Genomic DNA, 26373 nt, shown 5'->3' on the forward strand with positions numbered 1-26373 from the left:
TGCCTGGGTCTTTCATTTTCGCCGCAGCAACACGCGTCGCTCAACAGAGGCCAGCGTTCGCCCCCGTTCACGTCACGTTACGCGGCCAGAGCCGAGCGCCACACGATCAGGGCTCGACACCCCAATCCTTATTCGGCTCGGCACCGAGCCAGAGCTCCAGCACCCCGCCCGCGGCAAACGCCTCGTGGGAGAACCAATAGCTGTTCAATGGCTTACCATTAAGCTTGGCCTTTTGAATGTAGGGGTGCTCCGGGGCGTTGTTGTAGGTCTTGATGGTGAACATCTCGCCGTCATAGTAACGCGGATCCAACTGGATCTGGATCTCATCAAACTCCGGCGCGGTCAGCTCATAGCGCGGCTCGGCTGAGGAGGTGCCGCGCAGGCTGAACAAGCCCATCTTCATCAGTGCACTGACGCCGCCCATCTGGCCCTGATCTTCATCGTGGCCGCCATAGCCGATATTGGGATTCGTGCCGCCGTAAGCCTGCTGGCTGACGCGACGCACCCAGTACTGGCTGAGCCAGGGATGATTGACGTGGTTAAAGACATGGGCACTGGAAAGCCCCGGCTGGTTGGCGTAGCTGATCTTGCCTTCACCATAAGAAAAGACAAAATCGGAGTCCCTTTCGGTCTCAAACGCGTGGTTCAGCATCTGGGCCAGCACCTCATCGCCGCCCATCAGCGCACTCAAACCGGGGATATCGTGGGACACACCAAAGGTGCCCTGCCAGTCATTGGCTTCCATCCAGTTGCCAGACAGCAGTTTCTTGTCCGGATCGTAGAAGCGTTTCCACTCGTGCGACTGGGCCATAAACTCGGCGGCGTCTTGGTCACGCCCCGTCTCCTTCGCCATCTGCGCCAGGGCCCAGTATTCGAAGGAGCCCTGCACCGCGATCCCGGCATTGCGCATCTTGATCCGGCGCGGGTGGGTGCGCTTCATCGCATCATAGACCTCATCGGCGTCCACCTTGGTCAGCAGGCCTTTTTGCCAGGTCGCGGTGATCAAGCTACTGGCCGGGTTACCGGACATGATGTGGGTATAGCCACCAGCGGAAGGCCCGCGCGGCAAGGTGCCGCCAATGCGGGCGTACTCCACCATCGAGGCGGAAAACTCATCCATCACCTCAGGCCAACCCAGGCCCCAGATAATGTTGAGGTTCCACATGGTCAGCCACAGCGAATCCGAGTTGTACATATGGTGTTTCGGTTGGCCATCCTCATCCAGCGGCACGCGCTGAACGGTCAGCGGCACGATCCCCCGCTCATCCCCCTTGCCCATGTAGCTGGGGTATTCGCCGTTGATATCGTCGATCTTGTGGCGACCCAGCAGCACGTGCCAGAGATCGGTGTAGAACTTGATGCGGGTGTCTTCGCTGCCACCTTGGATCGCAACCTTGCCCAGCCACTCGTTCCACTCGTCGCGGGACTCCTGCCGAACCCGATCAAAATCCCAGTGCGGCAGCTCTGCTTCGAGGTTTTTGCGCGCGTTTTCCAGGCTGGTGTAGGAGATCCCGATCTTCACCTTCACCTCCTCGCCGGCCTTAGCGTCAAACGCCAGCGCCACGCCTGCCCGCTCCTCGGGCACGTCCTGGAACATAAACTGGGTGATGTGATCCCTGTGGTTGTCTTTGACGATGCGCCCTTCGGGCAGCGGATTGTCAAACGACTGAATATCGGTAAAGCGCTGCTCAGGCCCAACCCAGCCATCCATCCGGTCGACGGGGCGATCCAGCTCGATCACAAAGAACACGTGGGACAGGCGTGGCCCGCCCCACAGGCGATCGGTCATGCCATGGGAGCCCTCCAACCGGGTCGGCGACACCAGCGTCACCTTGGGATCAACATAGCTGGCGGCACCGACAAAGCCCCCCAGTTGCAGCAACAGATTGGCCTTGGCGTCCTGCTCATAGTTCAATCGGTAGAACGCGGCCCGATCGGTGGAGGTGTACTCCACTTGAGTCTGGTAACGATCCAGAAAGACCTTATGGTAGCCCGCTTCGATGATCTCATTATCGTGGGAGAACTTGGACTTCCAGCCCTGCTCACCAAGGCGGGGATCCACCTCACCCGTGGTGGGCATGATGTTGATCCCGGACATGATCCAGTTGTGGATCTGAGTAAAACCCAAGATCTCATCGCTGTTGTAGTTGTAGCCGCCACCGCCCTGATTCTTATTGCGGGTGTACGGCGCGGCTGACACCATGCCAAAGGGACGACTGCCCGGGGTGCTGAAAAACCAGCGGCCACGGCCGGTTTCGATGGTGGGATCCACGTGGGAGACCCAATCGCTCAGCTCAAGGCGCGGCTTAAGCTCGGTCAGCGGGGCGCCGGGCTGGTGAAACACCTCCAGCTCGGACAGGCCGATCTGGGTACCGACGCCATCGACCACATCCAGCCGCATCCACTCCACCGTACGTGGCTCGAACACTAACTCCAGGGCCGAACCATCATTAGGCACGGCAAAGAGGTGCTCCTTGCTGCCATCGCTGAAGGTAAGCACGGCCGCCGCCATGTGCTCATCCAGCGTGGGGCGATCGTAGATCACCACGGTGTTGACGGTCTGTGGCTTGGGCCAGGTCAGAGTCACCGAGGGGTAATCAATCTCGCCGTGCCACTTGTTCGGGCTGCCGCCGATCCACTCCCCCAGGCCATCCTTCAGTTTGATGCCATCAACCAAGGCCCGCAGGTGTTCACCATCGCCACTCACCTCGGCCAGCGGTGCCAGGTTAAGCGGGCGGGTCGGCGCGTCAGCCACGGCGTAAAGTGGGGCCACCAGCCCCAGCGTTAAAAAGCACCGGCGTAACCATCGACCGGCAAGGTGTGTATAGGGGGCTTGTCTCATAAAAGCGTTATCAACCATGAAAATGGAAACTGTAGCGTGTGAGCCACGCTTTATTGGTTATTGGTACGAGATCACGTCCCCGTGAAATCGACCATTGCTGCCTGTTTATACATGGGTTTACCCCCGCTGTCCTTGATGGACTCAGCGTAAATTTAAATCAACATAACGCTTTGAACTAAAACAAGAAAATAGGCCAAGCAAAGACAAGCATCCCACATCAACATTGCACAGCAGCCCCAGAGTAGTTTGCGCTTTAAGGCAACGATCCGATCCACCATTGAGGCTGAGCCAAAACCGAAACTCAGCGCTGATCGTGCGCAGTCTCATTGACCGGTTATGACGCGACTTACGAAGGTGGCGCAGCTTTCTGTGCAGCGATAGCGCCATTGACGCGATCCTCATGCTCAAGCGGCGATCAGTGCTGATGTTGCAAGCGGCCAAAAGGCTCATCAATGAGCGTTATTGCTCACATCCAGGGAACCTTATATCTGTGCGTTGGCCTGATCTCGTGACACGGGATCGGGAGTGGAAAGATCGGCAAACCCACTCGGAAAATCGCCCACTGAAAGCAGTACAATCAAGCAATGATCAACCGGGGTTCGCTAACGCTCAGGAGGGATGAAGCGGTCATTGAGTGTTGTTACTGCCATACTCTCGCCAATGACTTTGCGGCGCTAAACACCAGCGCACCATGGTTCAGCCCCCTCTAGCATTGCTCGCTTAGCGGCGAGGGACGCCACAACAATCGTCTCGTGGAAAGCACCAAACCGCCACGAGATGAAAGGCCCACCCACATCCCCGTGTTGTTGAGACTCCCCTTTGCTGACACTAATGCATACCGCCGAGCGCCGCTGGGCCATCAGCGAAGCCCCAAGAGCTCATGCGAGTCTCGTCTTTACACGCAGATATCGCACGCTCCATACAGCCTTCACCCCGAGCGATCACCTCAAGCGCTTCACTCCAGAATGGTCACTCCGCTGGGGCTCAACTGATACAACGCCATTGGCTCAGTCACACTGGCCGGATCAAACGCCTCGCCGGCGTCCTCCGCCTGATGGGCCAAATGCTTGCGCGTGCCCTCCAGATCCAACTCGCGCTTGTGCAACGTGCCGGTGGCTACGGCTACCCGCCCCTTAGCGCTCACAGGGAACACCATATCGCCGTCACGCACCTTCACCCGCAGCGCCGGATATCTCTCGTCGGTGGTCAACGCCATCCAGCAGCCACGCTTCTGGCACACGCCTTCAATCGTACCGCGCACCGTTACTGGGGCCGCTAGATGTTGATCCGGCTCTGCCATCAACTGCGCAATGGGGATCTCCGCCTTCAGATCAACCGGATCGCCAAATTGCAGCGGCGCCGCCCAAACCGCCATACTCAACATCGCCAAGCTCAAAGCCTGGAGCCCATGTATCAACCACCCAGATCGGATCCTCTGCATCATCATCGCCTCAACTTGGTTGTCCGCCAGCCCTCACGTGGCCATCGGATAAATCAGTGACTCGTTCAATCACGACGATAAGACCGGTTACCGCTCCAACAAGCCGACTGCTCAGGCTGAATACGCCTCGTGTCGCCCAGCATGTCCAGTCAAGAGCTGGCGTTGTGCGGCCTTACCCTAAGCCACCCTATGCCACCTGCAACAGGCGAGCAACCTTTGCGACGTCAGCGTCCACCTCAGAGGAAGGGCAGTGGCCAACAAAACCGGAACCGACTCGCGCTCTCCCCTCCCCATTCAACACTGCGCCGCCAGAGCCGTTACCGAACGAGGCAACCGAGTCGCTCCCTATCCGTTACCGGTTAGGCTAGTCGCGGTTGCACCCTTAAACTTTACGCCGTAAAGTTAATGCCGTTACGGAGACAAACCCACAACAGAGGCGAGAAACATCATGGAAGAGTTTGATGCCGTCGTAATTGGCGCAGGAAACGCCGGGCTCACCGCAGCCGCAGCGTTGCAACTGTCCGGCCAGCGCACCTTACTGCTGGAGCGACACAATATCCCCGGAGGCTGTGCCACCTCCTTTGTCCGGGGCGAATTTGAGTTCGAAGTGGCACTGCACCAGCTCAGTGGCCTAGGCCCCCAGGACAAGCCGTTTGTAATGCGTCAGATGTTCCAGAGTCTGGGGATCATGGATAAGGTCGAGTTTGTGCAAGAGCACGAGCTCTATCGCTACGTCGTGCCCGGCGAGATCGACATCACCCTGCCCGCCAGTTGGTCTGGCCTAAGGGACACACTGAAAACGCACTTTCGCCATGAAGCGGCTGGCATCGATCGGTTTCTGGCGCTATGTGAGGGGATCGCCACCGAGCGCTTCGCCATCCTGCCCGAGATCGCCAAGCGCAACGATCCGGAACTGCTCAAGGCCCGCTGCCCGCTGTTCGCGCAATACGGCATGCAGCCCGCCAGCGAGATCCTCGACGAGCTGTTTACCAGCCAAGCCATTCGCTCCGTGGTGGGGGCCTACTGGTGCTACCTTGGCCTGCCACCAAGCCAACTGCCCTTCGCGGATCTGGCGATGGTTCTGTACGCGTATGCGACCTTTAAGCCTTGGCATGTCAAAGGCGGCTCTCAGGCGCTTTCCAACGCCTTACTCGAGTCCTTCCTCAACGCCGGCGGCTCGGTACAATTCAACTGCGCCGCACAACGGATAGAAACCGAACATGGCCGCGTCTGCGCCGTTCATACCGAACACGGAGCGCGCATTGCCTGCGATATCGTGATCTCCAATGCCAGCTCCGTGGTGACCTACCACGACCTACTCGATGGTGAAGCACCGCCCGAAGTCGTGCGACAAGACTTCCGCTCACGTCGGATCGGCACCTCAGCGTTCGTGCTCTACATTGGATTGGATTGCCCACCAGAGCAGTTGGGGATCCCCTGCGCTTCGAGCTTCATCTGTAACCATCTGGACGAAGAGAAGGCCTACGCTCGCATGAAAACCCTCGACGCGCCAGAGCACACCATGCTGACCTGCTACAACATCGACGATCCCGACTTTGCCCCGTCCGGCAAAAGTGTGGTGTCACTGGTTTGCCTGCAATATGGCGCCGCCTGGGACGACGTCGCCGCCGACGACTACTTCGACACCAAATACGCACTGGCGGATCAACTGCTACTGCAAGCGGAGCAAGTCTACCCCGGCTTACGCGCTCACATCGAGCAGATGGAGGTGGCCACCCCGAAAACCATGATGCGCTATCTCAATACCCCGGGAGGCGCCATCTATGGTTTCGAGCAAAACGCCGCCGACTCGCCCTTAGTGCGTGGCCACATCAACGTCATTCCAGGCCTCTATCTGGCAGGCAGTTGGACCAGCATGGGCGGATTCCAGCCCACCTATATGGCCGGTTTTTCCGCCGCCGAAATTGCCCTGAAAGCCCGCCATAACGCCGAGGAGTCCGCCCATGCCTAAGCCCAACCAAGCCCTGACCGCCGTCACCGGCTACCAGCAAGCGCTGGATCTGCAACAACAGCTCGCCGAGCAAGGCACCGATCTCAGCGAGCTACGCGGAAATGTCGCCCAGCAGCTCGCCCAGCTTCACCCCAAGCGCCTCTCTCTTCGAGTCGACGCCATCATCGATGAAACCCCGTCCACCCGAACGCTGCGGGTCAGCGCCGCGACAGGTTCGCTGCCCAACTTTCAATCCGGCCAGTACATCAATCTGTTCGTCACCGTCGACGGCACAGAGACCGCGCGCCCCTTCTCGATCGCCTCGGCCCCGGAGCAGCGCAGCCATTATGATCTCACCATAAAACGGATGCCCAACGGCTTTGTCAGCCATCATATGCAGGATCAGATCAAGGTCGGAGACACGCTGCAAAGCTCAGGTCCAATGGGGGCGTTCTTCTACAATCCGGTCTATCACGGCAAAACCGTCGTATTTCTCGCCGGGGGCTCGGGGATCGCGCCCGCGCGCAGTATGCTCAACAGCTTGATTGCGCGCGAGGCCGAAATCGACTTCCACCTGCTCTACGCCTCCCAGAGCGCCGATGACGTGATCTTCGGCCAAGAGCTGGAAGCCACAGCCCAAGCCCACGCCAATATCCAGGTTCATCAGGTTATCTCGCGCCCGAGCCCTGAGTACACTGGCCTAAGCGGCCACCTCAGCGCCGAGCTGATGCAACGCCTGCTGCCGTTGCAGGCCGATCCCATCGTCTTTATCTGCGGCCCAACCGGCTTTAACGAGCATTGTCAGGCGCAACTGAACAGCCTGGGGATCGCAAACCGGCGGATCCGGGTCGAAGCCAATGGCACCCCCAACCCACCGCAGCAACTGGCCTCCTGGCCCGAGGGGCTTGACCCAGATCGGGAGATCACCGTATCGGTGCAAGGTCGCGGCCAGTTTAAAGCCAAGATCGGTGAGCCCTTACTTAACAGTTTGGAGCGCAATGGATATCAGGCCGAGAACGCTTGTCGCTCGGGCGAGTGCAGCCTATGCCGGGTGAAACTCCTATCCGGCGATGTGTTTAACCCCCCGCAAGCCAAACTCAGAAAGTCTGATCGCCAGTTTGGCTGGATCCACAGCTGCGTCGCCTTCCCAACCGAAGACATCGAAATATTGCTGTAACGCCAAGGCCCCAGCCGCTTACGGCTGGGGCAAAGCGGCCGTACCGGGCAAGTGATCGCCCGCCAACATCAGAAAATCCCGGATGTTCATCCCTTGGGGCACGCGGATATGGCCATCGGTGATCAACGCCGCCACGCCATGCACCAATGACCAAGCCCCAAGCGCTTGCGCCCGAGTCTGGACTTCATCGTCACACACCAAAGCAAACGCACCTTGCAGCAGCCGAAACGGACGTTTCGACGCTTGCTGCAGCGCCTGCCATTTCGCGCTTTGAAGCGCGCTATCAGGCGCAGCGTCAGGGAAAGCGCCAACCTGTCCCAGCATCAACCGATACAACTGCGGATGTTGCAACGCGTACTCGACGTAGACCACCCCATACTCCAACACCAAGGCAGCCGGCTCGCTAATGGACTCCGCCACCCGCTCCATCTCTTGCGCTAAGGCATTTAAGCCCTCCGTCGCCACCGCCTGTAGCAGCTCCGCTTTGTTTTTAAAGTGCGCATACGGCGCCATATGCGACACACCCGCAGCGGCCGCCAGCCGACGCAGTGACATCGCCTCGACTCCCTCGTCGCGCAGCATCTTTTGCGCTTGATCCAACAGCGCCTGTTTCAGATCGCCATGATGGTAGCGTTGACTCGACAAATCGGCTCCTTATCGACGGTCTAATTAAACCGCTCTGTTTATTGTCTCAATACACCCTAACATCCACCGCTCCTATGTGTGGCCGATGCTACGCATCATCGACCGGGACAGCGCCCGCTGTGATCACGCAGCATCCTCAAATCGAGTCACAGGCGTGCCCCGACTCGTCCCCCAATCGACGGACAACCGCGAAGATCGCCCGCCTCAACGGCATGTCACCCATAGCCTATCATCACGACGCGTCAGCAACAGCCGCTCCGCGGCACGTCATCCACAGTTGCACATTATCCGTACGCGTTTGATACAAACCGATCCAAGACTCTGCCCCTGATCCAACCCAGCTATACTGCACCATAGCTATACTGCAAGACAGCGGTGCTGGCACCGCGTCCCCGATCTTAGGGGAGCAAGTTAGGATCCCACCTCACCTCACGGAGACTTCCCATGCCGAACACTTGGATCGTCGTTGCCGACAGCAGCCATGCCCGATTCTTTACCAATGAGCAGGCCAGCGGCCCCATTGTCGAACACTACGCCCTGACCAACCCAACAGGCCGAGCACACCGGGGCGATCTGATCAGCGATCGACAAGGCCGCAATCGCAATGGCGACATGGGCCACGAAGCACAAGCACAAAGAGAGGGGATCAGCCGTTTCGCCAACGACGTCTGCAAAACACTGGAGCAGGCGCGCAGCGAAGGGGAGCTGGGCAAACTCTATGTGGTTGCCCCGCCGCAATTCCTCGGCGAGTTACGCAAACATCAGGCGGCACCACTGCAGCAACATGTCGCCCAAGAGCTGGCGAAAAACCTGGCCGCTCAAAACGCCGAGGTGATCCGCCAGGCCCTGCCCACCCGCCTATAAGCCATGCAAAACCACGCAAGGGCCGTGACAGAATAGCGGCCCTTGCGACGTATCCCCACCACCTGACAATCGCCCCCGCGCAAGCTGCTGTCGATCACTCAAAACCTTGTCCAGCGCGCCGCTCATCCACTACAGTGACAACGACAGTCGCTAACGAATAACGCGTTAGCACCGCACCCAATAGCATGCAGGAGGCAGCGATGAGCGTGATCCCCATGATCAGTGCCAGAAAAGGATTTTTCCAATCGGGCAAACGCAGCAAACGCGACAGCATTCGCACCGTCGATCTGGTCGATGTACGGCCCGCCACCACCACCCCGATCAGTCAAAACGCCCTGTTCGATCAGATCAAAGGCAAACACATCGTCGTCATCATCCACGGCTACAACAACGACTTTGCCAGCGTGTGCAGCGCATACCAGCGGATCATTAACCTAATGACGCAAAACCACGTCGTACACGACCACGTCGTCGGCTACCTCTGGCCTGGCGGCGACAAAGCGCTGGGCTACTGGTCGGCCCGCAGCCGGGCCAAGAAGATCGCCCAACGGCTGGGAGATCAATTGACGCTACTGGCCCAGCACGCTGCGCGGGTGGATATCATTGCCCACAGCATGGGCTGTTACCTGACTCTACGCGCCCTGCAGAAATCGAGCCTGAGCCAACTCGGTAACCTCTGTCTGATGGCCCCTGCCGTCCGGCGCAACCGGCTCTCCGACAACCGCGGCTTTGCACTGCCCGCGAAGAAAGCACGCACCACCTACGTCTTCCACTCCAAAGAAGATGAAGTCCTCAAGTACGCCTTCTTTGTCGGCGCGGGCGGCGAAAAGGCGCTCGGCTACTCCGGCCCCAAACCCTTCGATACCGTGGTCAGCAACACCCTGGCCGTCGACTGTACCGCGCAGGATTACGATCACGGCAGCTATTCCAAACGCCATGAGGTGTACCAATTCCTCGCCCATCACACCGGGCCAACCAGCACAGCGGCCCGTATTCCGCTGATCACCGAGCCGCAATCGCCTCAGCACGAGGTCGTCCCACAGCCCGACGCAATACCCGCGTGATGACTGACTAGGCCACAAGAGCAGAGGCTCCTCGCCGGGAACCTCCTTTAGTCGCCACCGCCGGATCGGGTGTCCGCACTCAGCACAATCGCGTAGCGCCCCCGAGGCTCGACCGCCAGCCAACCCAAAGCACCATGGCGCCAGCCCAGCGCGACTCCGGCAGCAAATGAACTACAATCCAATAGGTTGGTAAAGCAAGAGGGTCAAGAGCTTGCGCGCCAACAGCCAACAAAGAAGGAGATCCCGGCCCATGGACGCGCAAACTCCCCCTCGCAGTCGAAAAAGCGACTTTCGCACTACCATCTTTCGCATCATGCTGCTGATCAGCATGCTGATCTGCGCGGGCTTCGCCCCCGTCAACTGGATCGCAGGTCGCATTGACTATGCGCTGATCGAAACCGTGATGGCCCTCTATTGCCTCGTTGCGCTGCGCCTATTACCCCACCGCCGCCACCTCCAGAGTCTGTTTGGCCTCTATCTGATCCTACTGTTCTCGGTCATCATCTACGGGATCGCGCGCGTCCCACCCCAGGACAGCCACGGCAACTGGTTGCTGCTTATCCCCGCATTCAGCTACCTATTGTTGGGACGGCGACACGGTCGACTCTACACCGCGATCTTCCTCACGATCGCCCTGAGCATCTTGTTGTTCCGATGGCAGACCGAAACCGGCTTTACCCATCTCTCCGTCGCCAATACCCTTATGTCCAGCCTGACTATTTGGTTGGTTATTGATGTGTTTGAACGCCAGCGGATCAACATGACCATCGAGCTGGAAGACGCGGCCTCGCGCGATCCCTTAACCGGCCTATTCAATCGGCTCCATCTCAAAGAAGCCTTAAAGCGACTGCAAGCCAGCGCCACACCCGGGACGCCGTTCGCACTGGTGCTGTTTGATCTGGACCACTTCAAAAAGGTCAACGACCAATACGGCCACCCCGTCGGCGATGCCGTACTCAAACACTTTGCCCAGCAACTCCAATCCTCCGTGCGCAACTCAGATCTGGCCTTTCGGATCGGCGGAGAGGAGTTCAGCCTGTTATTGCCCAACACCGACTCCAAGGGCGCACTCAAAGTCGCCAATAAGATCAGACAAGGTTTTAGCCGTACCCCTTATCAGCACAACCAATGCACCATCCCAGTCACCGTCTCCGGCGGGATCGCCAACTGGCCGGAACAGGAACCGCAAAGCCCCAACCTCTACGAATGCGCCGATCGCCGACTCTATCTCGCCAAAACATCGGGCCGCGATCGGATCATCAATCGCGATCCGCCCCAGTCGCCTGCGAACTCGACGCCAAAGCCATCCCCAACCGCCTAACCCCCACGCCTCTGCTGTAGGCCACCAGGGCTCACGCGGCGCCCGCGTTACCGCGACCTGTGCGCTGTCCAAACAGACGCCCATCCACGGCGATCAGCCATTGCCCAGAGCCAACACAAAAACCAAGCACCGCATTGCTCCCCCGAGTTAGCCTTTCGCCATGCCCTGCTCTCGAGCACACTCACCAACGCTCCGGCGACCCCCCCATCAAGGCCCACCAACAACACACCTGTGAACGCGTATACAGACCGTCCCACTCAGCCCCCGCGTCGATCGCGCCGCGCGGCATCCCCGCACCAACCGTCAAGCCCACGGCCACCCTATGCCTCAACGCCGGCGGTACTGAGCACAGCCCAAAAAAAGAGCGCCGCAGCGCCCCAAAGAGATCAAACGAAAACCGGACTCGCTCAGAGCCGGGCGCAAGGCCCACTCAACAGCTCAGATCCGCTCATGCGGTCACCGCGGGCTTGCTCAGCATAGGATCCGCCACCTCTTGATACTTCGCATGATCGCTGTACAACTCATCGGTCAGCGGGTTGAGACGTCGCTTGTAGATCACGCGCACCTGATACACCGCCACAGCAATGTTCGCCGCCAAACTCAGGAAAGACACCAGGAACAACGCCGTCGGCTCGTAAGAAGGCTGAACCGTCCACTGGCTGTAAGTCGAGAAATTGGGTGCCACCATGATAAACATCATCCAGAACGCCAAGGTATGAGCACGATGCTGCAGCCAGGCGCCCTTGCACATAAAGAAGGCCGGGATGGTGCAAGAGAGCAGCAAAGCGCCACCGGCGTAGAACGAACTGGCGCCGACACAGTTGTAGACGTACGCGAAGTTCCACAGATCGTAAGCGATGATCCAGAACCACATCATATCCGGCCAGATCATATCCTGGGTTTTATCGCGGGTAATGTAGATCCCCGCCCAACCACAGATAGTCAGGATATTGAGGATCCCGGCGACGCCATTCATGTAGTTCCACGGACCGCCAACCACCATGATGTTATCGACAATGCCGTTGGCGCCAGCCAGCTCAAAGTCGCGCATCACCGCTTCGAAGATATTGACCGCCAAGATCAACGCAGGAAAAAACAGCAGAAACTTGTTTTTTTGCAGGCGCGGCACATAGCGCAGCAGCAAGAAGCCCAGACAGGCGATCAGCACCGAGTACACCTTGGCATAGTGAAACCAGGTATCCGCGTGCGTACCCGGCACCGTGTTGGGCCAGACAAACAACAAAAGACCGAGCGGCAAGATAGCAAAACAAGCGATGGCAGCCCACAAACTGCGGCGGGAGATCTCATTGGCGAGCATCAAGCTTCCCAACACCACCAAGAACATCAGCCACTGCATGGCTGTGATCGACTCATATAAAAACATGGGATCCCTCAGATAGGAATAAAACAGTAATGCCCCAGCCGATATCTGTCCGTTATACAACCACAGCACTCGTTCGGCTCTCGCTTGCAATATAGAGAGGCGATGCACCAACGTACTAGACCGTGTATTTGTCCGTTTGCGACCTATTTTTGCAACACTCGATGTGACTTACTTATTCTGCCGACTCGTTTTTACATGAACACATCAAAAAACCACCACCGCAGCGAATCCATTTCATTTAAATGGCCGACTTTTGATATTACTTTGGCAAAGACAAACATCACTTATCGAACGTTCGAACAGAATGATACAGTGCCGGATCATTATTATTTGAGGCCATGTTAATGAATTTTGATGATCTCAGCCTCTTTGCCGCCGTGGTTCGCCATCGCGGAATAAACGCAGCGGCCACAGCCTGTGATCTGCAACGATCCAAGGTCAGCCGCCGTCTGCAACACCTAGAGCAAGCGCTCGGCTACCAACTGTTGATCCGCACCACCCGGCATATCGAGCTCACCGAGAAGGGCCAGTGGCTGTATAACCAGATCCAAGCGCCACTTGAGACCATCGAATCCGCCACAGGTTGGATGACCGAGCAAAGATCCCGCCCCTCAGGCACACTGCGCATGGCCATTCCGCCCGTCTTAGGCATGACAGAGCTGTTCAGTCACATCATGGAGCAGTACATGCTCCATTACCCGGACATACAGCTGAATATCCGTCATGAAAAGGCCTCGGTCGATCTGCGCCGTACCAATACCGATCTGCAGATCCTACCCAACTACGTACCACCTCAGCACGACGACTTTGTCCAGCAACGCCTGGTCGATCTGCCCTACCGCATCGTCGCCTCACCCCGCTACCTCGCTGCTCATGGCCACCCAAACAGCCACGAGCAGCTCAGCGAACATACCTTTCTAGCCAGCGGCTATATCCGCCACGCTTACCAAAGCAAAGTGCGCGACAAACACTACAGTGATGACCTCCATCTGCTGAAACGCTTGGCGTGCCAAGGCCATGGGATCACCGCCCTGCCCGCCTTGCTGGTGGATAAAGCCATCCTGCAAGGCGAACTGATTGAACTGCTGGCCGAGCAGCGTCTGCCCGACCTACGCGTTTCGGTTATCTACCCGACCAAAGCCTATCTGCCGGAAAAAACCCGCACCATGATCCGTTATCTGCACCAAGTCTTTGCCAAGGGCGTCGCCTACCCACAACTCCCACTCTAGCCTTAAACTCACCCACCCGTTCTTTTATCCAACCCCGTTAACAAGTCAGCCAGTAAATTTTCATAACCGTCTCGTTAATTGATGTCGATCAACATTGTTAACAAACATTATCTCTACGCTTTAAATAACTTTAGAGCAGTTGCTCTAATCAAAGCAAAGGCGACCACAAAACAACCCCAAACTGGAGCTCAACGAGACGTATACATATAAGAACAAACGCCCCTTTGTGTGCCGACCCATTGTCAGCCATAAAGCCGCGAACATTAAGCGCAGTACATAAGCAATAAATATAGAGTTGCGCACAAATCAACCAATATTTAACGACTCATTGGATCAGCCAATAAGTCCGGGATATCTCATCCCAATTTTATTCAAATGGCCTTGCCATACATGGAGTGAAACATGAAAAAAATCGCCCTCGCCCTCGCCATCAGTGCCGTCAGCCTCGGAGCCGTTGCCAACGACGCGCCGGATATGGGCAGCCCGACCGAAGCCTACACCTATCTGGGCGCCTCCTATGGTAACGACGGCTTTAACCTGAAGGGCATGGTCGGTTTCTCCGAAGACAAGGGCGGCTATGAGCAGAAATCCGGGGTGTTGATCGACATCAAGGACATATTCAACGAGAACGGCGGCGATCCCTCGTTCTATCAGCCAGGCAAAGAGGTGGACAACCGAACGTATCGCGTTCGCGTGGGTACCGTAAACACCAAAAACGGCTTAGGTGGCTCCATCGACGCCATCAACTTTGACCACCCCATCTACGGCCGAACCACCGTCGTGCAAGGCGGTCCAGTCGCGACCATTCCGCTGGGCGACCGCGTCCTATTCTGGCCAATCCTCTACGTGGGCGGCGCCATGGTAGAGAACCGCAGTGATAACCCCATGCTGCCAGGCAGCCCAGGCACCGATTACCCGGGCCGAGCCGACGGTGTGAACATCGCCTCCACCCTGTTCACCAGCATGAACTACATGAAAGTGACCGTCACCGACAACATTTGGGTCTTGGCCAGCTACCAGTACACCACCGAGCTGCAAGGCAAAAAATGGGGGGGTGATCCGATGAAGGGCGACTTTGGCATGGACAACTCCGTGGTTGAGATCTCCGCCGCATACCAGTTCAGTCCCAAAACCAACCTACGCGCCTACTACAACTCACAGAACGACGACAGCTACTGGGTGGAATACAACTACGCGTTCTAACCGCCCATCACAGAACGCATTAAGGGCCAACCACGTCGTAAACGGCTGATGGCGATCGGCAACGCGCGCATCGCACTGCTGCCCCACGCCGATAGTCACTCACCTTCACGACCACAAGCAGAGGGGCCAAGCCCCTCTGCTGCCACCACCGACAGCTCACACACCAGCGCCCACCGAACGATCACCGATAGGGCGACCCCCCCAACCCACGATACGCCCCATGACCCAGATCGGACGCGTCCACTCCCACGCTCCGCAGCGGCCAGGCCACACAGCACCCACTGATCACAGCAACACAGCCGCCACTTGCTCCGCGCAGCTCGCCCAACTCCCCCATCGTTCGCGGCCGATCTTCGACCCAACCACCGACTCACTCAGCAACCAAACCGGCTAAAGGGGCAATGCCTTCTCTGGCCATACGCCGAACAGTATTTAACCTTCCATCGACCGACAAACTTGCGTATTTTAAGCATTCAGATCAGATGGATACGCGCCAAGGAGTGGCCGTAGGCAAGCGGTCTTCCCCCCTGCCCCCACTCCCTCCGCGCCGTATTGCCATAACGGGGTGTGTCGCACTTAAGCGGCAGCGTACCTACGTCCAGACCGACAAAATACCTCATCTCCACACACAACAACGCAGCCAGCGACAGTGGCCACTTACCACACGCCCGTCAATGGCAACATGCCAGCGCAACACCGCTGCGCCGAAACCGTCCCGATAAAAACACCGCCACTTGCCTCTGATGGCAAGTGAGTCTGAACAAACAGAGTGAAGAACGAGAAACATGCAAACAAAACAACAGCAGCAGCGCATCGCCCTTGGCCGCCAATGGCACCGTCTCAGTCAACTGGAAACCCGGCTTAGTCAGTTCGCCGAATGGATGTCTGAGGGAAGCGTCTGGAAGCTGCTCATCCCAGCCATTCTGTTCACCCTGTACTTCTATCCAGAGCGGCTTCAGTTCGGCTTTATCCTATGTTTCGTCATCTATCTGGTAGTGGGACTCAGCCTGATTGGACTCAGTCTGGTGCTCATTGAATACAACGCCCGACTCTACAAGCGCGTTTCCGACGGCCATCACGCCGCGACAGCCGAAGGCCAACACGCCTTCAGCTCGGGCCTCAGCACCGACGACTGCCCCTACGGCCTCACATGCGAGACACAAAAAAGACTCAACCAATACTGGTTACGAGGCTTTGCCGCGGCAAAGCAAGCACAGCTTAAGGCGCAAGCTGACGGCGGGCCGGAGGCAGAGCTGCAAACGGGTGAGGCGTAACCCCAAAGAACCACAGAAAACCACAACAAAAAGCGTCAGAGTGGATCTCAAGGATTTGTGGGGCTCTCGCAGACTCAGATCGCTTGCCCCCGAACAAACCACGAGAATACACCTATGGATATGAGCGTACTTGTCCTAGCCTTTATTGCTTTGCTCCTGCTCAGCGCCGCCAGCAATCGACTAAATCGCCCCAAGCCCTCGCGTTACAGACGGATAGCGGCATTGCTTAGTCCTGCCGAGCGCTCATTCTATGGCGTGCTGCAACACAGCGTAAGTCAGCTAAATCAAGGCGGCACCCAGTACCTGCTCTTTGCCAAAGTACGCATCGCCGATGTGCTGGAGCCGGACCATCGTAAAGGCACAAAGGGCTGGCTGCGCGCCTTCGGCCGCATCAGCCAAAAGCACTTCGACTTTGTGCTGTGTGATGCCAAAACCTTAGCACCGGTACTCAGCATTGAGCTGGACGACAAAAGCCACCGCAGCAACAAGGCAAAAGCCAGAGACAATTTGGTCAACGATGCCTGCGAATGTGCCCAATTACCACTGGTGCGCTTCCCTGCCAAACGCGGCTATCAGCGCAATGAAGTGGAGTTCGCGTTAAGACAAGCGTTGTCGCCGAGTGCCAGCGAGCAGCCTCAGCTGGCCAATTAGCAGGCACTAAGCCACACAATTGGCTAAGCCGATGACCTAAAAGCGATCAACCGGATCCCTATGTAAAAAGGCAAGCAATAAGAGCAAAGATGGTGGACCAAGCCATGTCACCGCCCTAATTGCCGCTATAACCTCGCCGCCTTCTCTGTCACAATCCAGTTAATCAATTGTTGCACCAATAAGTTACGGAGAACGTTCAGGTGATCACAGGACGGTTTTTCAAGTCTCTTTCGAGGGGTCCGGCGGGCGACAGGCTGATCCCGAAGATCCTGCTGGCAGCGGCACTGTGTGCCCCAGCGCTCAGCCACGCCGAAACCACCCAGGTCGACGTCTATTTCCCCACCACCGATCAGCACCAACGCAACCTGCTGCTAACCGGCACCGTGGAAGCCCGCCAGCACGCCGATCTGGCACCGCTGCAGGACGGAGTGGTGGCGGCGATCTTTGCCGAGCGCGGTGAGCAGGTGGCCAAGGGACAAAAACTGCTGACACTGGACTCAAGGTTGGCCGAGCTAGAGCTGCAGCGAGTTGAAGCTGAAGTGCGCGCCAGCAAAGTGGCCCAAGCGGAAGCCGTGCGTCGTTATCAGGAGGTGTTGGGCCTGTCGGAGCAACAGCTGGTGCCCACCACCCAGATGGAAGAGCGCCGCTCCGCCGTGAGCGTTGCCGAGGCCGATCTCAATCGCGCCACCGCCCTACTGGCGTTGCAACAAGAGCGGCTCGATCGCCACACCCTGTATGCCCCCTTCGCTGGCGTGATCTCCGCCCGATCGATCAACCTCGGCGAGTGGATCACCCGCCAGAGCAGCGTCTTTACCCTAGTGCAGCAGCAGGATCTGCGCTTAGCCCTGCAGGTGCCACAAGAGTACTACGCGCGGCTGGTCGGTACCCCCGACACCTTAGTCACACTGCTACCCGAGACGTCGGCGCAACAATCCAGTCAAGTCAGACTCAGCCAGTTAGTGGAAGTGGTCAGCGCCGACAGCCGCACCATGACGGCGCTCGTCGATCTGCCCCGCGATGCCGGCTGGGTGCCCGGCATGTCGGCACGGGCCCAGATCGCCCTGCCGCGCAGCGAACTGAGCGTCAGCTGGATCCCCAGCTCAGCGGTGAAGGCCCACCCGGATGGCGGCGCCAGCGTGTTTGCCGTCGAGCAGGACAGAGCCAAACGCTACCAGGTGGAGATCGTCGAACGTCAGGAGGGGCGCGTGGCAGTCATGGGCCTACCGGCTGATCACAGCATCGTCTTCAGTGGCATTGAGCTGCTCAACGACGGCGATCCGGTCCAGATCCAACACATCAGCGGGCGCACGCTATGATCGCCGCCGCCGTCAACCGCGCCACCCTGGTGGTGGTGATCGCCCTCATTACCACCCTGCTCGGCATTGTCTCCGCCCTGAACATCCCAGTGCAGATGATCCCAGATCTGGAAGTGCGCACCATTACCGTCCAAACCGGCTGGCCCGGAGCGACGCCACAGGACGTGGAAAAAGAGATCCTCATCGAGCAGGAGCGCTATCTGCGCAGCCTGCCCAACCTCAAGCGCATGGTCTCCTACGCCAACATGGGCAGCGCCAGCATCGAGCTGGAGTTTCCCTTCGGCGTCGAGGTCAACGATGCGCTGATCCGGGTCAACAATGCGCTGAGCCAAGTGCCCGCCTACCCGGAAAACGTCGATCAACCCAGGCTCTTCTCCAGCGCCTTCTCCTCCAACGCCTTCATGTACTTCACCCTGCAGCCGCTGCCCGGCAACCCGTTGCAGCTGGATGTCGACATGCTGCGCGACTTTGCCGACGACTACATCCGGCCGCGGATGGAGAGTATCGAAGGCGTCGCCGAGGTCAACCTCCGCGGCGGCGCCGAGCGCCAGCTGCAGATCAAAGTCGATGCCGCCAAACTGGCCAAACGCGGGATCAGCCTCAGCGACCTGCGCAGCGCCATTCGCACCCGCAACCGCGACACCTCGGCCGGTGATATGGAAAGCGGCAGCAGCCGCTACCTGCTGCGGGTCATTGGTCGCTTCGAGCAGATAAGCGAACTGGAAGCGCTGATCATCGACCGCCGCGGCGGCGCCAACATCCGCCTGCGCGATGTCGCCACCGTCGAGCTCGACCATTTTGAAACCCGCTCCCTGGCCTACCACAACGGCGAACGCGCGCTGAGTCTGTCGGTCAGCCGGGAAAGCGGCTCCAACGTGCTGGCGATCAAAGCCGCCCTGCTGCCCCTGGTCGACGAGCTCAACCAGCAACTGCTGGCGCGTAACGGCCTGCAATTGAAACTGACCAGCGACGACGTCGGCTATGTGCAAAGCTCGCTGAAAAACGTCTGGACCAATCTGCTGCTGGGCGCCGGGCTGGCCACCCTGGTGATGTTCCTGTTCCTGCGCTCCGGCCGCGCCACCCTGGTGGGCGTCATCGGCATTCCCATCTGCACCATCGCCGCCTTTTACGCTTTGATGATCACCGGGCGTACCATCAATGTGATCTCCCTGGCCGGAATAGCCTTTGCCATCGGCATGACGGTGGACAACACCATCGTGGTGCTCGAATCCATTATTCAGGCGCGGGCCAAGGGCCTGGGTAAAAAGCAGGCGGCCATCGACGGCGCCAAAGAGGTGTGGCCTGCGGTGCTCGCCTCCACCGCCACCACCGTCCTGGTGTTCGCCCCCATCCTGTTTGTCGAGCAGGAGGCGGGACAACTCTATTCCGACATCGCCATCGCGATCTCCGGGGCGATCCTCGCCTCCATGTTGGTGGCCATGTTCCTGGTGCCCGTCGCCCTGGCGCACCTCTCTGATAAAAAGGCCGACAACAAGGCCAGCAGCGTCGACGCCAGATCCAACCAACCGATGCGATGGTCCGGCCGCTTACTCGATCTGGCCCGCTTCTTCGTGCGCTCCCGGCGTCAAGCCCAGATCGGATCGCTGCTCTTTATGGGCGTGATCATGGGCGCGGCCTACCTGCTGCTGCCGGCCGCCGAGTACCTGCCCGAAGGCGAGGAGCCCAAAGCGTTCTCCATGATGATCGCCCCGCCCAGCTACAACCTCAGTGAGATGGCCCTGATCGGCGAAGAGCTGCGCGAGTACTTCGAAACCCACCTCAATGCCGACGAGGCAGACTTCCTCGCCGGCAACACCGACATGCCGCCGCTGGCCTACTACTCCATGAGTGTCTCCATCGGCCGGATCTGGTTTTTGAGCGCGCCGGTAGACTCGGCCCATATCAACGCCATGATGAGCGCCATCACCGAGAAGTTTCGCAGCTACCCCAAGATGCGCGCCTTCTCCTCCCGAGGATCCATCATCTCCAGCAACGATGGCGGCACCCGCGCGGTGGCGGTGGATCTGGCCGGCAGTGACACCGCCTTGCTCTATCAAGCGGCCGACGCCGTGTACCGCAAAGCCGAAGCGCTGTTCGAGGATCCGCAGATCAACTCGGATCCCGGCTCCCTCAGCCTGGATCAGCCGCTTATTGAGATCCTGCCGCGCTGGCAACGTCTGGCGGAGTTGGGGATCGACAGCCGTGACTTCGGCTACGCCATCGCCGCCATGAGCGACGGCGCCTTTGTCGACGAATTCATCCTCGGTGACGATAAGATCGACATCTTCCTATTCAGCGGCGCCGGTAACGAGCAGAGCATCGATGCGCTGGCGCAAACCCCGCTGGTGACGCCCGCGGGCAGCGTGCTGCCACTGCACGCCCTGGCCGATCTCAAGCGCAGCAAAGACAGCAACTCCATCCGTCGGATCGGCGGCAGCAAAACCGTCACCGTCTACATCATTCCGCCGCGCAACGTCGCGCTGGAAACCGCCGAGCAGCGGGTGCGGCAAGAGCTACTGCCCGCCCTGTGGCGCGACGGCGACATTGCCCAGGGGATCAAAGTGGAGATCAGCGGCGCCGCCGATCTGCTGGACGCCACCCGCGCCTCGCTAACCGACAACTTTGCCGTCGCACTGATCCTGATCTACCTGCTGCTGGTGGCGATCTTCACCCACTGGCGCTACCCGCTGTTCATTCTCGCCACCGTGCCCATGGGTATGGCCGGCGGCTTGTTGGGGCTGGTGGGGGTCAACGCCGTCAACGCAGCGCTCGCGGCGATGGGCATTGCCAGCCTGCATCAGCCGCTCGACATGATCACCATGCTGGGCTTTTTGATCCTACTGGGCACCGTGGTCAACAACCCCATCCTGATCGTCGATCAAACCCGCAGGAACCTGCTCGACCAAGGCATGCCGGTGCAAGAAGCGGTGCTGCACGCCATCAGCAAGCGGCTTAAACCCATCCTCATGTCCAGCACCACCACCATCTTTGGCCTGGCCCCGCTGGTGCTGCTCCCCGGCGCCGGCACCGAGCTGTATCGCGGCGTCGGCATTATTGTGCTGAGCGGCATTTTCGCCTCGGCCCTACTCAGCCTCACCTTCCTACCCGCCCTGCTGGTGGCGGTGTTGCAAGAGCCGTCGCCGGAGCAACGCAGTTCCAGTGAGGGAGAGTTGCCGGAGGCGGGATAGCCCAGCCTCGTAACCCAAGTGGAAACGGCTCGTAGGTTGGAATGAGTGAAGCGAGTTCCAACAACTTTTCACATACTTATGCCCGGCTGTTGGAGTTCGCTGGGCGTGGCCAAGCTGCCAAGGCCCCCAAAATCGCACCATAAATACCAAACTGACGCATTGAACATTATTTAGCCTTTCAACACACCGTAAATTTGCGTATTTTAGACAGCTAGGTCAGATAGATACGTGCCAATGGAGTGGCCGAAGATAAGCGGTATCCCCGCCCTCTCACCCCTCCTAAGCACCGTATTGCCATAACGGGGTGTGTCGCACTTATGCGGCAGCGTGCCTGAAACTAGGCAACGAAAACGCCCATTGGACAGAAAGAACTATGGTGCACACGATAGTGGTTACTTACCAGTTCAGTGGAAACGTCGTGCGAGCAGGCGCTATTCAAAAGGCGTCTGCGAATCGGAAGTTGGCTAAACGATATAGCCAAACTACACGCCACAGGCCTAAGACTAGAAAATTGACTCTGGCCCTACTTCTACAGGCCGCAACAGAGTTACAGCATGTTGTTCGAACTACTGGTAATAACTTCAATTTCTCTGAACCATTAAACCAAGTGGCCGGAGCGAGCAACTTAGAAAGAGTTAACGATGATCGGTTAGCTCTCATTAATTCTTCCTTTGGCCAAATGAATAATCCTAAATAAAGGTCTTTGTTTTGTCTGTTAACTTAATCGAAAAATTTAAAGTGCCTGCACAGCTAGTGACTACGCTTACACTTATAATTATTGCAGTCAGTGTCTCTCCCTTTTTTGCTGGAGTTGAGATTGGCAAGCACACAATACCTGCCATCATAAAAACAGACTCATGGTTTATTAAAATCCTGTCACTATCAATAATACCAATTTGGTTATATACATTTTTCTACCCACACTTTGACAAAAATAGCAAAAAAGGCCAAAGCCCCAATCATCAAAAAAGCAACTCAAGTGTAAGCCCAAATTCAAAGTATGCAATGCAAAGCACTAGAAACATTGTGTTAAACGAAGTGGAAAGGTGTGGGTTAAATATAGAAAGACTTGATGTAAAGCATGGGTTCGAGTCTAGCGATCTTGTAAAGAGACTTCATATACTTAACCCAGGAGAGCACGAAGAAAAAATTGAAGAAATAGTATTGGTTGCAATGGAGACTGCTTTTACATCAAAATATCTTGAAATGAAAGAAGATGAGAAGCTTGTCAACCCCAAGCTTCTCAACATCACTAGCCATGACCAAGCCAAGTGTTGGGACTTTTATTTCAGTAGATGCCTAGCTAATATCGGTATATCTGACATATCAAATCTAAATGTATTAGATGTTGGAGTAGGCAATGCTGAAGCTTCTAAAGCCATATGGAAGAACGTTCGTTCCTTGATAGGGGTAGATGTATCAGAAAAGTCACTAGCACGAGCAAAATCTAACTTACCCAATATAGAAACATGTAAATCCAGCGCAAACAATTTAAATAAGATAGAAAGCTCTACTATTGATTTATACGTATCACTTAGAACGTATCAATCAAGTCTTTTCGACATCAAGCCCGCATTACATGAAGCTTATAGAGTACTAACAAGAGGTGGAGTCATTGTCATAACTATTCCTGTCTTATTTCTCAAAAAAGACGGCAATGGCGAAATAAAAGGGACTCTGCGGGGGCTTATTGAATCAGGATCAAACGAACCAACTCTTGAATATGCATACAAAGTAGTTAACAATATAATGTGGAAAATGGATGTCCTTAACTACCGGAAGATCACGAAACATGAAGACTCACCATATGAAATAATAATTACTGCAGAAAAGTGATAGGTTCAAGGCAAATTACAAGACAAATTACAACAAATTACAAGGACAGCCATTTTATATGGTTCAAGGGGTCAGAGTCTGAGGTATCCCCACAAAGTTATAAGCTAAAACAGATAGATAGGCGAAAAAGGAGGGAACATTCATGGCGTTTCGCGATCTGATCAGTCGCCAAACAAAAACAAACCTAGAACGCCATGAATGCCCGACAGATCCTATCTCGATTTATATCCTGCGTCACCCTCGATATGCACTGCACGCGCCAGCGTGCGGTAAATGCTTGCGTTAGCAGTCTCGCCAATGGTGCCAGCTTGACCGTCACCTCCATGGGACGTGGGTTGCAACAATTACAAGGACAGCCATTATATTGAAGTAGCAACAACTACAGCCTTAGCCCCCTTGGATCTCCATCTCTGCGCGGGCGTTTATCTCGGTTGTTGGGATTATCGGTCTAACCAAGAGGGATTAAGCATGATTAAGCTAAGTTTTTCATAGCTTTTCGTGACGGCCTGGCATGCCGCTCCTCCGAAGAGCCATCGGCGCGCGTTTTTGCTTACTTGGGTACCAGGTTAGGCGGCGAATAGCCGCCTGGCGTTTCCTGAGCCTCGAATGCGGCTCAGACCGTCGGCCTGTCGGCAGGCTTGCAAGCTAGTGACGTTTCCGGCCAAGTGACAGAATTGATGCTCGAAGCCCTGTGTCAGCTCTAGCCAACTCTCCAATTTCACCCCAAGCCGGGACAAAAGTGTGCCGCACTGCGCTGGTATATGGCCCGGTTTGTCGTCCAACATGGCGCGGCCACTGAACTCCACCAGCTCCAAATAATCGTTAAGGTGGCAAGGCAAAGTAAAGGCTTCGTCAATATCACAGCTATTGAAAGGCTTAAGTTTTACCGGCTGTTTACCGTTAATCGCCGCCCTAATGCGCAGTTGAATGCTGGTATGATCGGAGTCTTCCGGCGTCTTGGATAGCTTGGCTCGGATGGGGTTTAAGTCCACATAAGCCATGCAGCTTAGCAACGCTTGCTCATCAAGCAATGCTTGCGATTTGAACCGACCTTCCCAGAAGTGGCCCGTGCAACCGTCCTCCCTATTCGCCTTGCGAGCAATGGGTTCATTGAGCGAACGCATAAACCAACTAATGTCGGTCAGCCGTTGACGATAGTCTTGGACCAGATCCTCGATTTGATGGACCTGCCCGCTACTTAAGGTTTCTCGTGACTGCTCATCGCAATATTGTCGGGTTAACGGCGTGCCGGAAAACAAGCGATGCCAGCGCTCCAACACCTCCCCGATATCCCATGATTGTGCTTGTTCCACCTCAACACACAGTACCAAATGTGTGTGATTGCTCATCACTGCAAAGGCCCCGACACTAATCGCAAACGATTGAGTTAATTGTAATATTCTGTCCTCAACCCACTTGCGTCGATGTTCGTAATTTTTGCCGCTGTAAGGGTCATCACCGCACAAAAAGCCCCGCCGTACACAGCGGCTGACAATGTGGTAATACGGCGTATCTTCCAAGCTTATCTGCTGCTTTCGCGCCTTTGGCATATCCCTTCCCCTTACCCGAGCACTTTATGAATACGAGTAAGCGTAGAACATCGTGTCACTTGCTTGGTTTATAATGCCTGTCCTTATACTTGTCGTGTCACCGGCTTGGTTTTTAATGCCTGTCCATGTACTTGCTATGCCTGTCCTTGTACTTTCTTGTACTTTCTTGTACTTTCTCAGATTTTCATAGCTTTTCGTGACGGCTAGGCATGCTGCTCCTCCGAAGAGCCATCGGCGCGCGTTTTTGCTTACTTGGGTACCAGGTTAGGCGGCGAATAGCCGCCTGGCGTTTCCTGAGCCTCGAATGCGGCTCAGTCCGTCGGCCTGTCGGCAGGCTTGCAAGCTAGTGACGTTTCCGGCCAAGTGACAGAATTGATGCTCGAAGCCCTGCATCAGCTCTAGCTAACTCTCCAATTTCACCCAAAGCCGGGACAAAAGTGTGCCGCACTGCGCCGGTATATGGCCCGGTTTGTCGTCCAACATGGCGCGGCCACTAAAGTCCACCAAATCCAAATAATTGGTTTTTAATGCCTGTCCTTGTACTTTCTTTTGCGCTTTCGTTTGTGCTTTCTTTTCGCACCTGTTCAGCTTCGACTATCTCACCAGAAACGATAGTTTGATCAACCTTCCAATAGGCACCCCATAAGGTTGTGCTCAAGCCACTTTCCAGTCAAGATCTGAAAATAAAGTGCTTATTAATATAAACTTAGCTGGAAAAACCATGAAAGCCTCGACAATAGCAACCGCTCTGCTGCTTAGCAGCTTGTCACTACCGTCTCAGGCAATGGCGTGGGTGCTGCATCAAGAGCACATTGAAGGTCCCTACAGTGACTGGTGGCATGCCCAATTGCTCACAGAGCAGGGAAGTGACGTTAAACTGCAGCTCAGCCGCTTGGGCAAAAATGGTAACTTCGAGACACAGTTGACCTTAGATTGCACAGGTTCCAACACGCAGATCAGCCAGGGACTGCTTCACGAAGAACAGCAACTTTCTGCCGAAGAATCTGCCAAACTCGTGCCTTCAATCGTTTTAGACAAAGCCCGGCAAGAGTACTGCAACGCATCGTGATGCTGGAGCTCAAGGGATCACAAAGTGATTGCTCCTCTAGCCACACCCGGTAAGCGCATGAACGACAGCTCACTTATCAATCCACCCACGATAAGATGATTGCTTAAGCTCAATGACTTGATATCCCGCCACGTTTGTCGTGCCGTGGCGGCGCACCAATCCCCACTTCCCCACCGCGCTTGCTCTTGCTTCTCTCCGACTTAGAGGTGCCGAGTGAAATCGATTTGCACTAGGCTGAGGACTAAATAACTGATCCTAATTGTGCTCCAGTTTCTGCAATCCATGACCACCACCCGGGAATGGTGAGGCGTTGTTCATGAAGTACTTCACCCGCCTGATTAGTTGCCACATGTGCTTGCACCGATGAT

19 protein-coding genes are annotated in these 26373 nt (G+C 56.6%); 13 read left to right on the forward strand and 6 right to left on the reverse strand.

The window, feature by feature from the left end; all coding sequences use genetic code 11:
* Positions 1–106 precede the first annotated feature (106 nt).
* Positions 107–2773: a GH92 family glycosyl hydrolase gene (locus ABEA08_RS12585; protein ID WP_345335678.1), complete on the reverse strand. Its 2667-nt coding sequence runs from the start codon at positions 2771–2773 to the stop codon at positions 107–109.
* 1024 nt (positions 2774–3797) lie between these two features.
* A complete protein-coding gene (locus ABEA08_RS12590) occupies positions 3798–4217 on the reverse strand; it encodes a DUF4920 domain-containing protein (protein ID WP_345335679.1) in 420 nt (139 codons plus the stop codon).
* Between the two features lie 514 nt (positions 4218–4731).
* Here ABEA08_RS12590 and ABEA08_RS12595 point away from each other — a divergent pair.
* Positions 4732–6255 carry a phytoene desaturase family protein gene (locus tag ABEA08_RS12595; RefSeq protein WP_345335680.1) on the forward strand — a complete coding sequence of 508 codons (1524 nt, stop codon included), beginning with the start codon at positions 4732–4734 and terminating at the stop codon, positions 6253–6255.
* Positions 6248–7411 carry an FAD-binding oxidoreductase gene (locus ABEA08_RS12600; RefSeq protein WP_345335681.1) on the forward strand — a complete coding sequence of 388 codons (1164 nt, stop codon included), beginning with the start codon at positions 6248–6250 and terminating at the stop codon, positions 7409–7411. The genes ABEA08_RS12595 and ABEA08_RS12600 overlap by 8 nt, the downstream gene beginning before the upstream one ends.
* Positions 7412–7429: 18 nt before the next feature.
* Here ABEA08_RS12600 and ABEA08_RS12605 read toward each other — a convergent pair whose 3' ends face one another.
* Positions 7430–8056, reverse strand: coding sequence for a TetR/AcrR family transcriptional regulator (locus ABEA08_RS12605; protein ID WP_345335682.1), 627 nt, complete (start codon positions 8054–8056; stop codon positions 7430–7432).
* 444 nt (positions 8057–8500) lie between these two features.
* Between ABEA08_RS12605 and ABEA08_RS12610 the strand changes: the two genes are divergently transcribed.
* The 3 genes from ABEA08_RS12610 (at position 8501) to ABEA08_RS12620 (ending at position 11305) form a co-directional block, all read left to right on the forward strand.
* Complete coding sequence (locus ABEA08_RS12610) at positions 8501–8920, forward strand: host attachment protein (RefSeq protein ID WP_345335683.1); 420 nt, start codon at positions 8501–8503, stop codon at positions 8918–8920.
* A gap of 200 nt (positions 8921–9120) precedes the next feature.
* Positions 9121–9984, forward strand: a complete 864-nt coding sequence (locus ABEA08_RS12615; protein WP_345335684.1) for an alpha/beta hydrolase — start codon at positions 9121–9123, stop codon at positions 9982–9984.
* Between the two features lie 250 nt (positions 9985–10234).
* A complete protein-coding gene (locus tag ABEA08_RS12620) occupies positions 10235–11305 on the forward strand; it encodes a GGDEF domain-containing protein (protein WP_345335685.1) in 1071 nt (356 codons plus the stop codon).
* Positions 11306–11753: 448 nt separating this feature from the next.
* Here ABEA08_RS12620 and ABEA08_RS12625 read toward each other — a convergent pair whose 3' ends face one another.
* Positions 11754–12689 (reverse strand): DUF5692 family protein, encoded by a 936-nt coding sequence (locus ABEA08_RS12625; protein ID WP_345335686.1) that lies wholly within the window; start codon positions 12687–12689, stop codon positions 11754–11756.
* 344 nt (positions 12690–13033) lie between these two features.
* Between ABEA08_RS12625 and ABEA08_RS12630 the strand changes: the two genes are divergently transcribed.
* The 7 genes from ABEA08_RS12630 (at position 13034) to ABEA08_RS12660 (ending at position 23386) form a co-directional block, all read left to right on the forward strand.
* A complete protein-coding gene (locus ABEA08_RS12630; RefSeq protein WP_345335687.1) occupies positions 13034–13918 on the forward strand; it encodes a LysR family transcriptional regulator in 885 nt (294 codons plus the stop codon).
* 402 nt (positions 13919–14320) lie between these two features.
* Positions 14321–15121 carry a hypothetical protein gene (locus tag ABEA08_RS12635; protein WP_345335688.1) on the forward strand — a complete coding sequence of 267 codons (801 nt, stop codon included), beginning with the start codon at positions 14321–14323 and terminating at the stop codon, positions 15119–15121.
* Positions 15122–15906: 785 nt separating this feature from the next.
* Positions 15907–16395 (forward strand): Rmf/CrpP family protein, encoded by a 489-nt coding sequence (locus ABEA08_RS12640; protein ID WP_345335689.1) that lies wholly within the window; start codon positions 15907–15909, stop codon positions 16393–16395.
* Between the two features lie 222 nt (positions 16396–16617).
* Entirely contained in the window at positions 16618–17046 is a 429-nt protein-coding gene (locus tag ABEA08_RS12645; protein WP_345335690.1) for a DUF2726 domain-containing protein, read from the forward strand.
* Positions 17047–17246: 200 nt separating this feature from the next.
* Complete coding sequence (locus ABEA08_RS12650; RefSeq protein WP_345335691.1) at positions 17247–18362, forward strand: efflux RND transporter periplasmic adaptor subunit; 1116 nt, start codon at positions 17247–17249, stop codon at positions 18360–18362.
* The gene (locus ABEA08_RS12655; RefSeq protein WP_345335692.1) at positions 18359–21550 is read left to right on the forward strand and encodes an efflux RND transporter permease subunit; all 3192 of its coding nucleotides are present in this window, start codon (positions 18359–18361) and stop codon (positions 21548–21550) included. Before ABEA08_RS12650 ends, ABEA08_RS12655 begins: the two co-directional genes overlap by 4 nt.
* 708 nt (positions 21551–22258) lie before the next feature.
* Positions 22259–23386, forward strand: a complete 1128-nt coding sequence (locus tag ABEA08_RS12660; RefSeq protein ID WP_345335693.1) for a class I SAM-dependent methyltransferase — start codon at positions 22259–22261, stop codon at positions 23384–23386.
* 566 nt (positions 23387–23952) lie between these two features.
* On the opposite strand, the gene ABEA08_RS12665 is transcribed toward ABEA08_RS12660, so the two are convergent.
* Together ABEA08_RS12665 and ABEA08_RS12670 are read right to left on the reverse strand one after the other, a co-directional pair.
* Complete coding sequence (locus ABEA08_RS12665) at positions 23953–24936, reverse strand: transposase (protein WP_425557367.1); 984 nt, start codon at positions 24934–24936, stop codon at positions 23953–23955.
* 493 nt (positions 24937–25429) lie between these two features.
* On the reverse strand, positions 25430–25594 hold the full coding sequence (locus ABEA08_RS12670; protein WP_345335695.1) for a hypothetical protein: 165 nt from the start codon (positions 25592–25594) through the stop codon (positions 25430–25432).
* Positions 25595–25657: 63 nt separating this feature from the next.
* Between ABEA08_RS12670 and ABEA08_RS12675 the strand changes: the two genes are divergently transcribed.
* The gene (locus ABEA08_RS12675) at positions 25658–26005 is read left to right on the forward strand and encodes a hypothetical protein (protein WP_345335696.1); all 348 of its coding nucleotides are present in this window, start codon (positions 25658–25660) and stop codon (positions 26003–26005) included.
* Positions 26006–26373: the final 368 nt, after the last annotated feature.

This window comes from Ferrimonas pelagia (assembly GCF_039543565.1).
Lineage (GTDB): Bacteria > Pseudomonadota > Gammaproteobacteria > Enterobacterales > Shewanellaceae > Ferrimonas > Ferrimonas pelagia.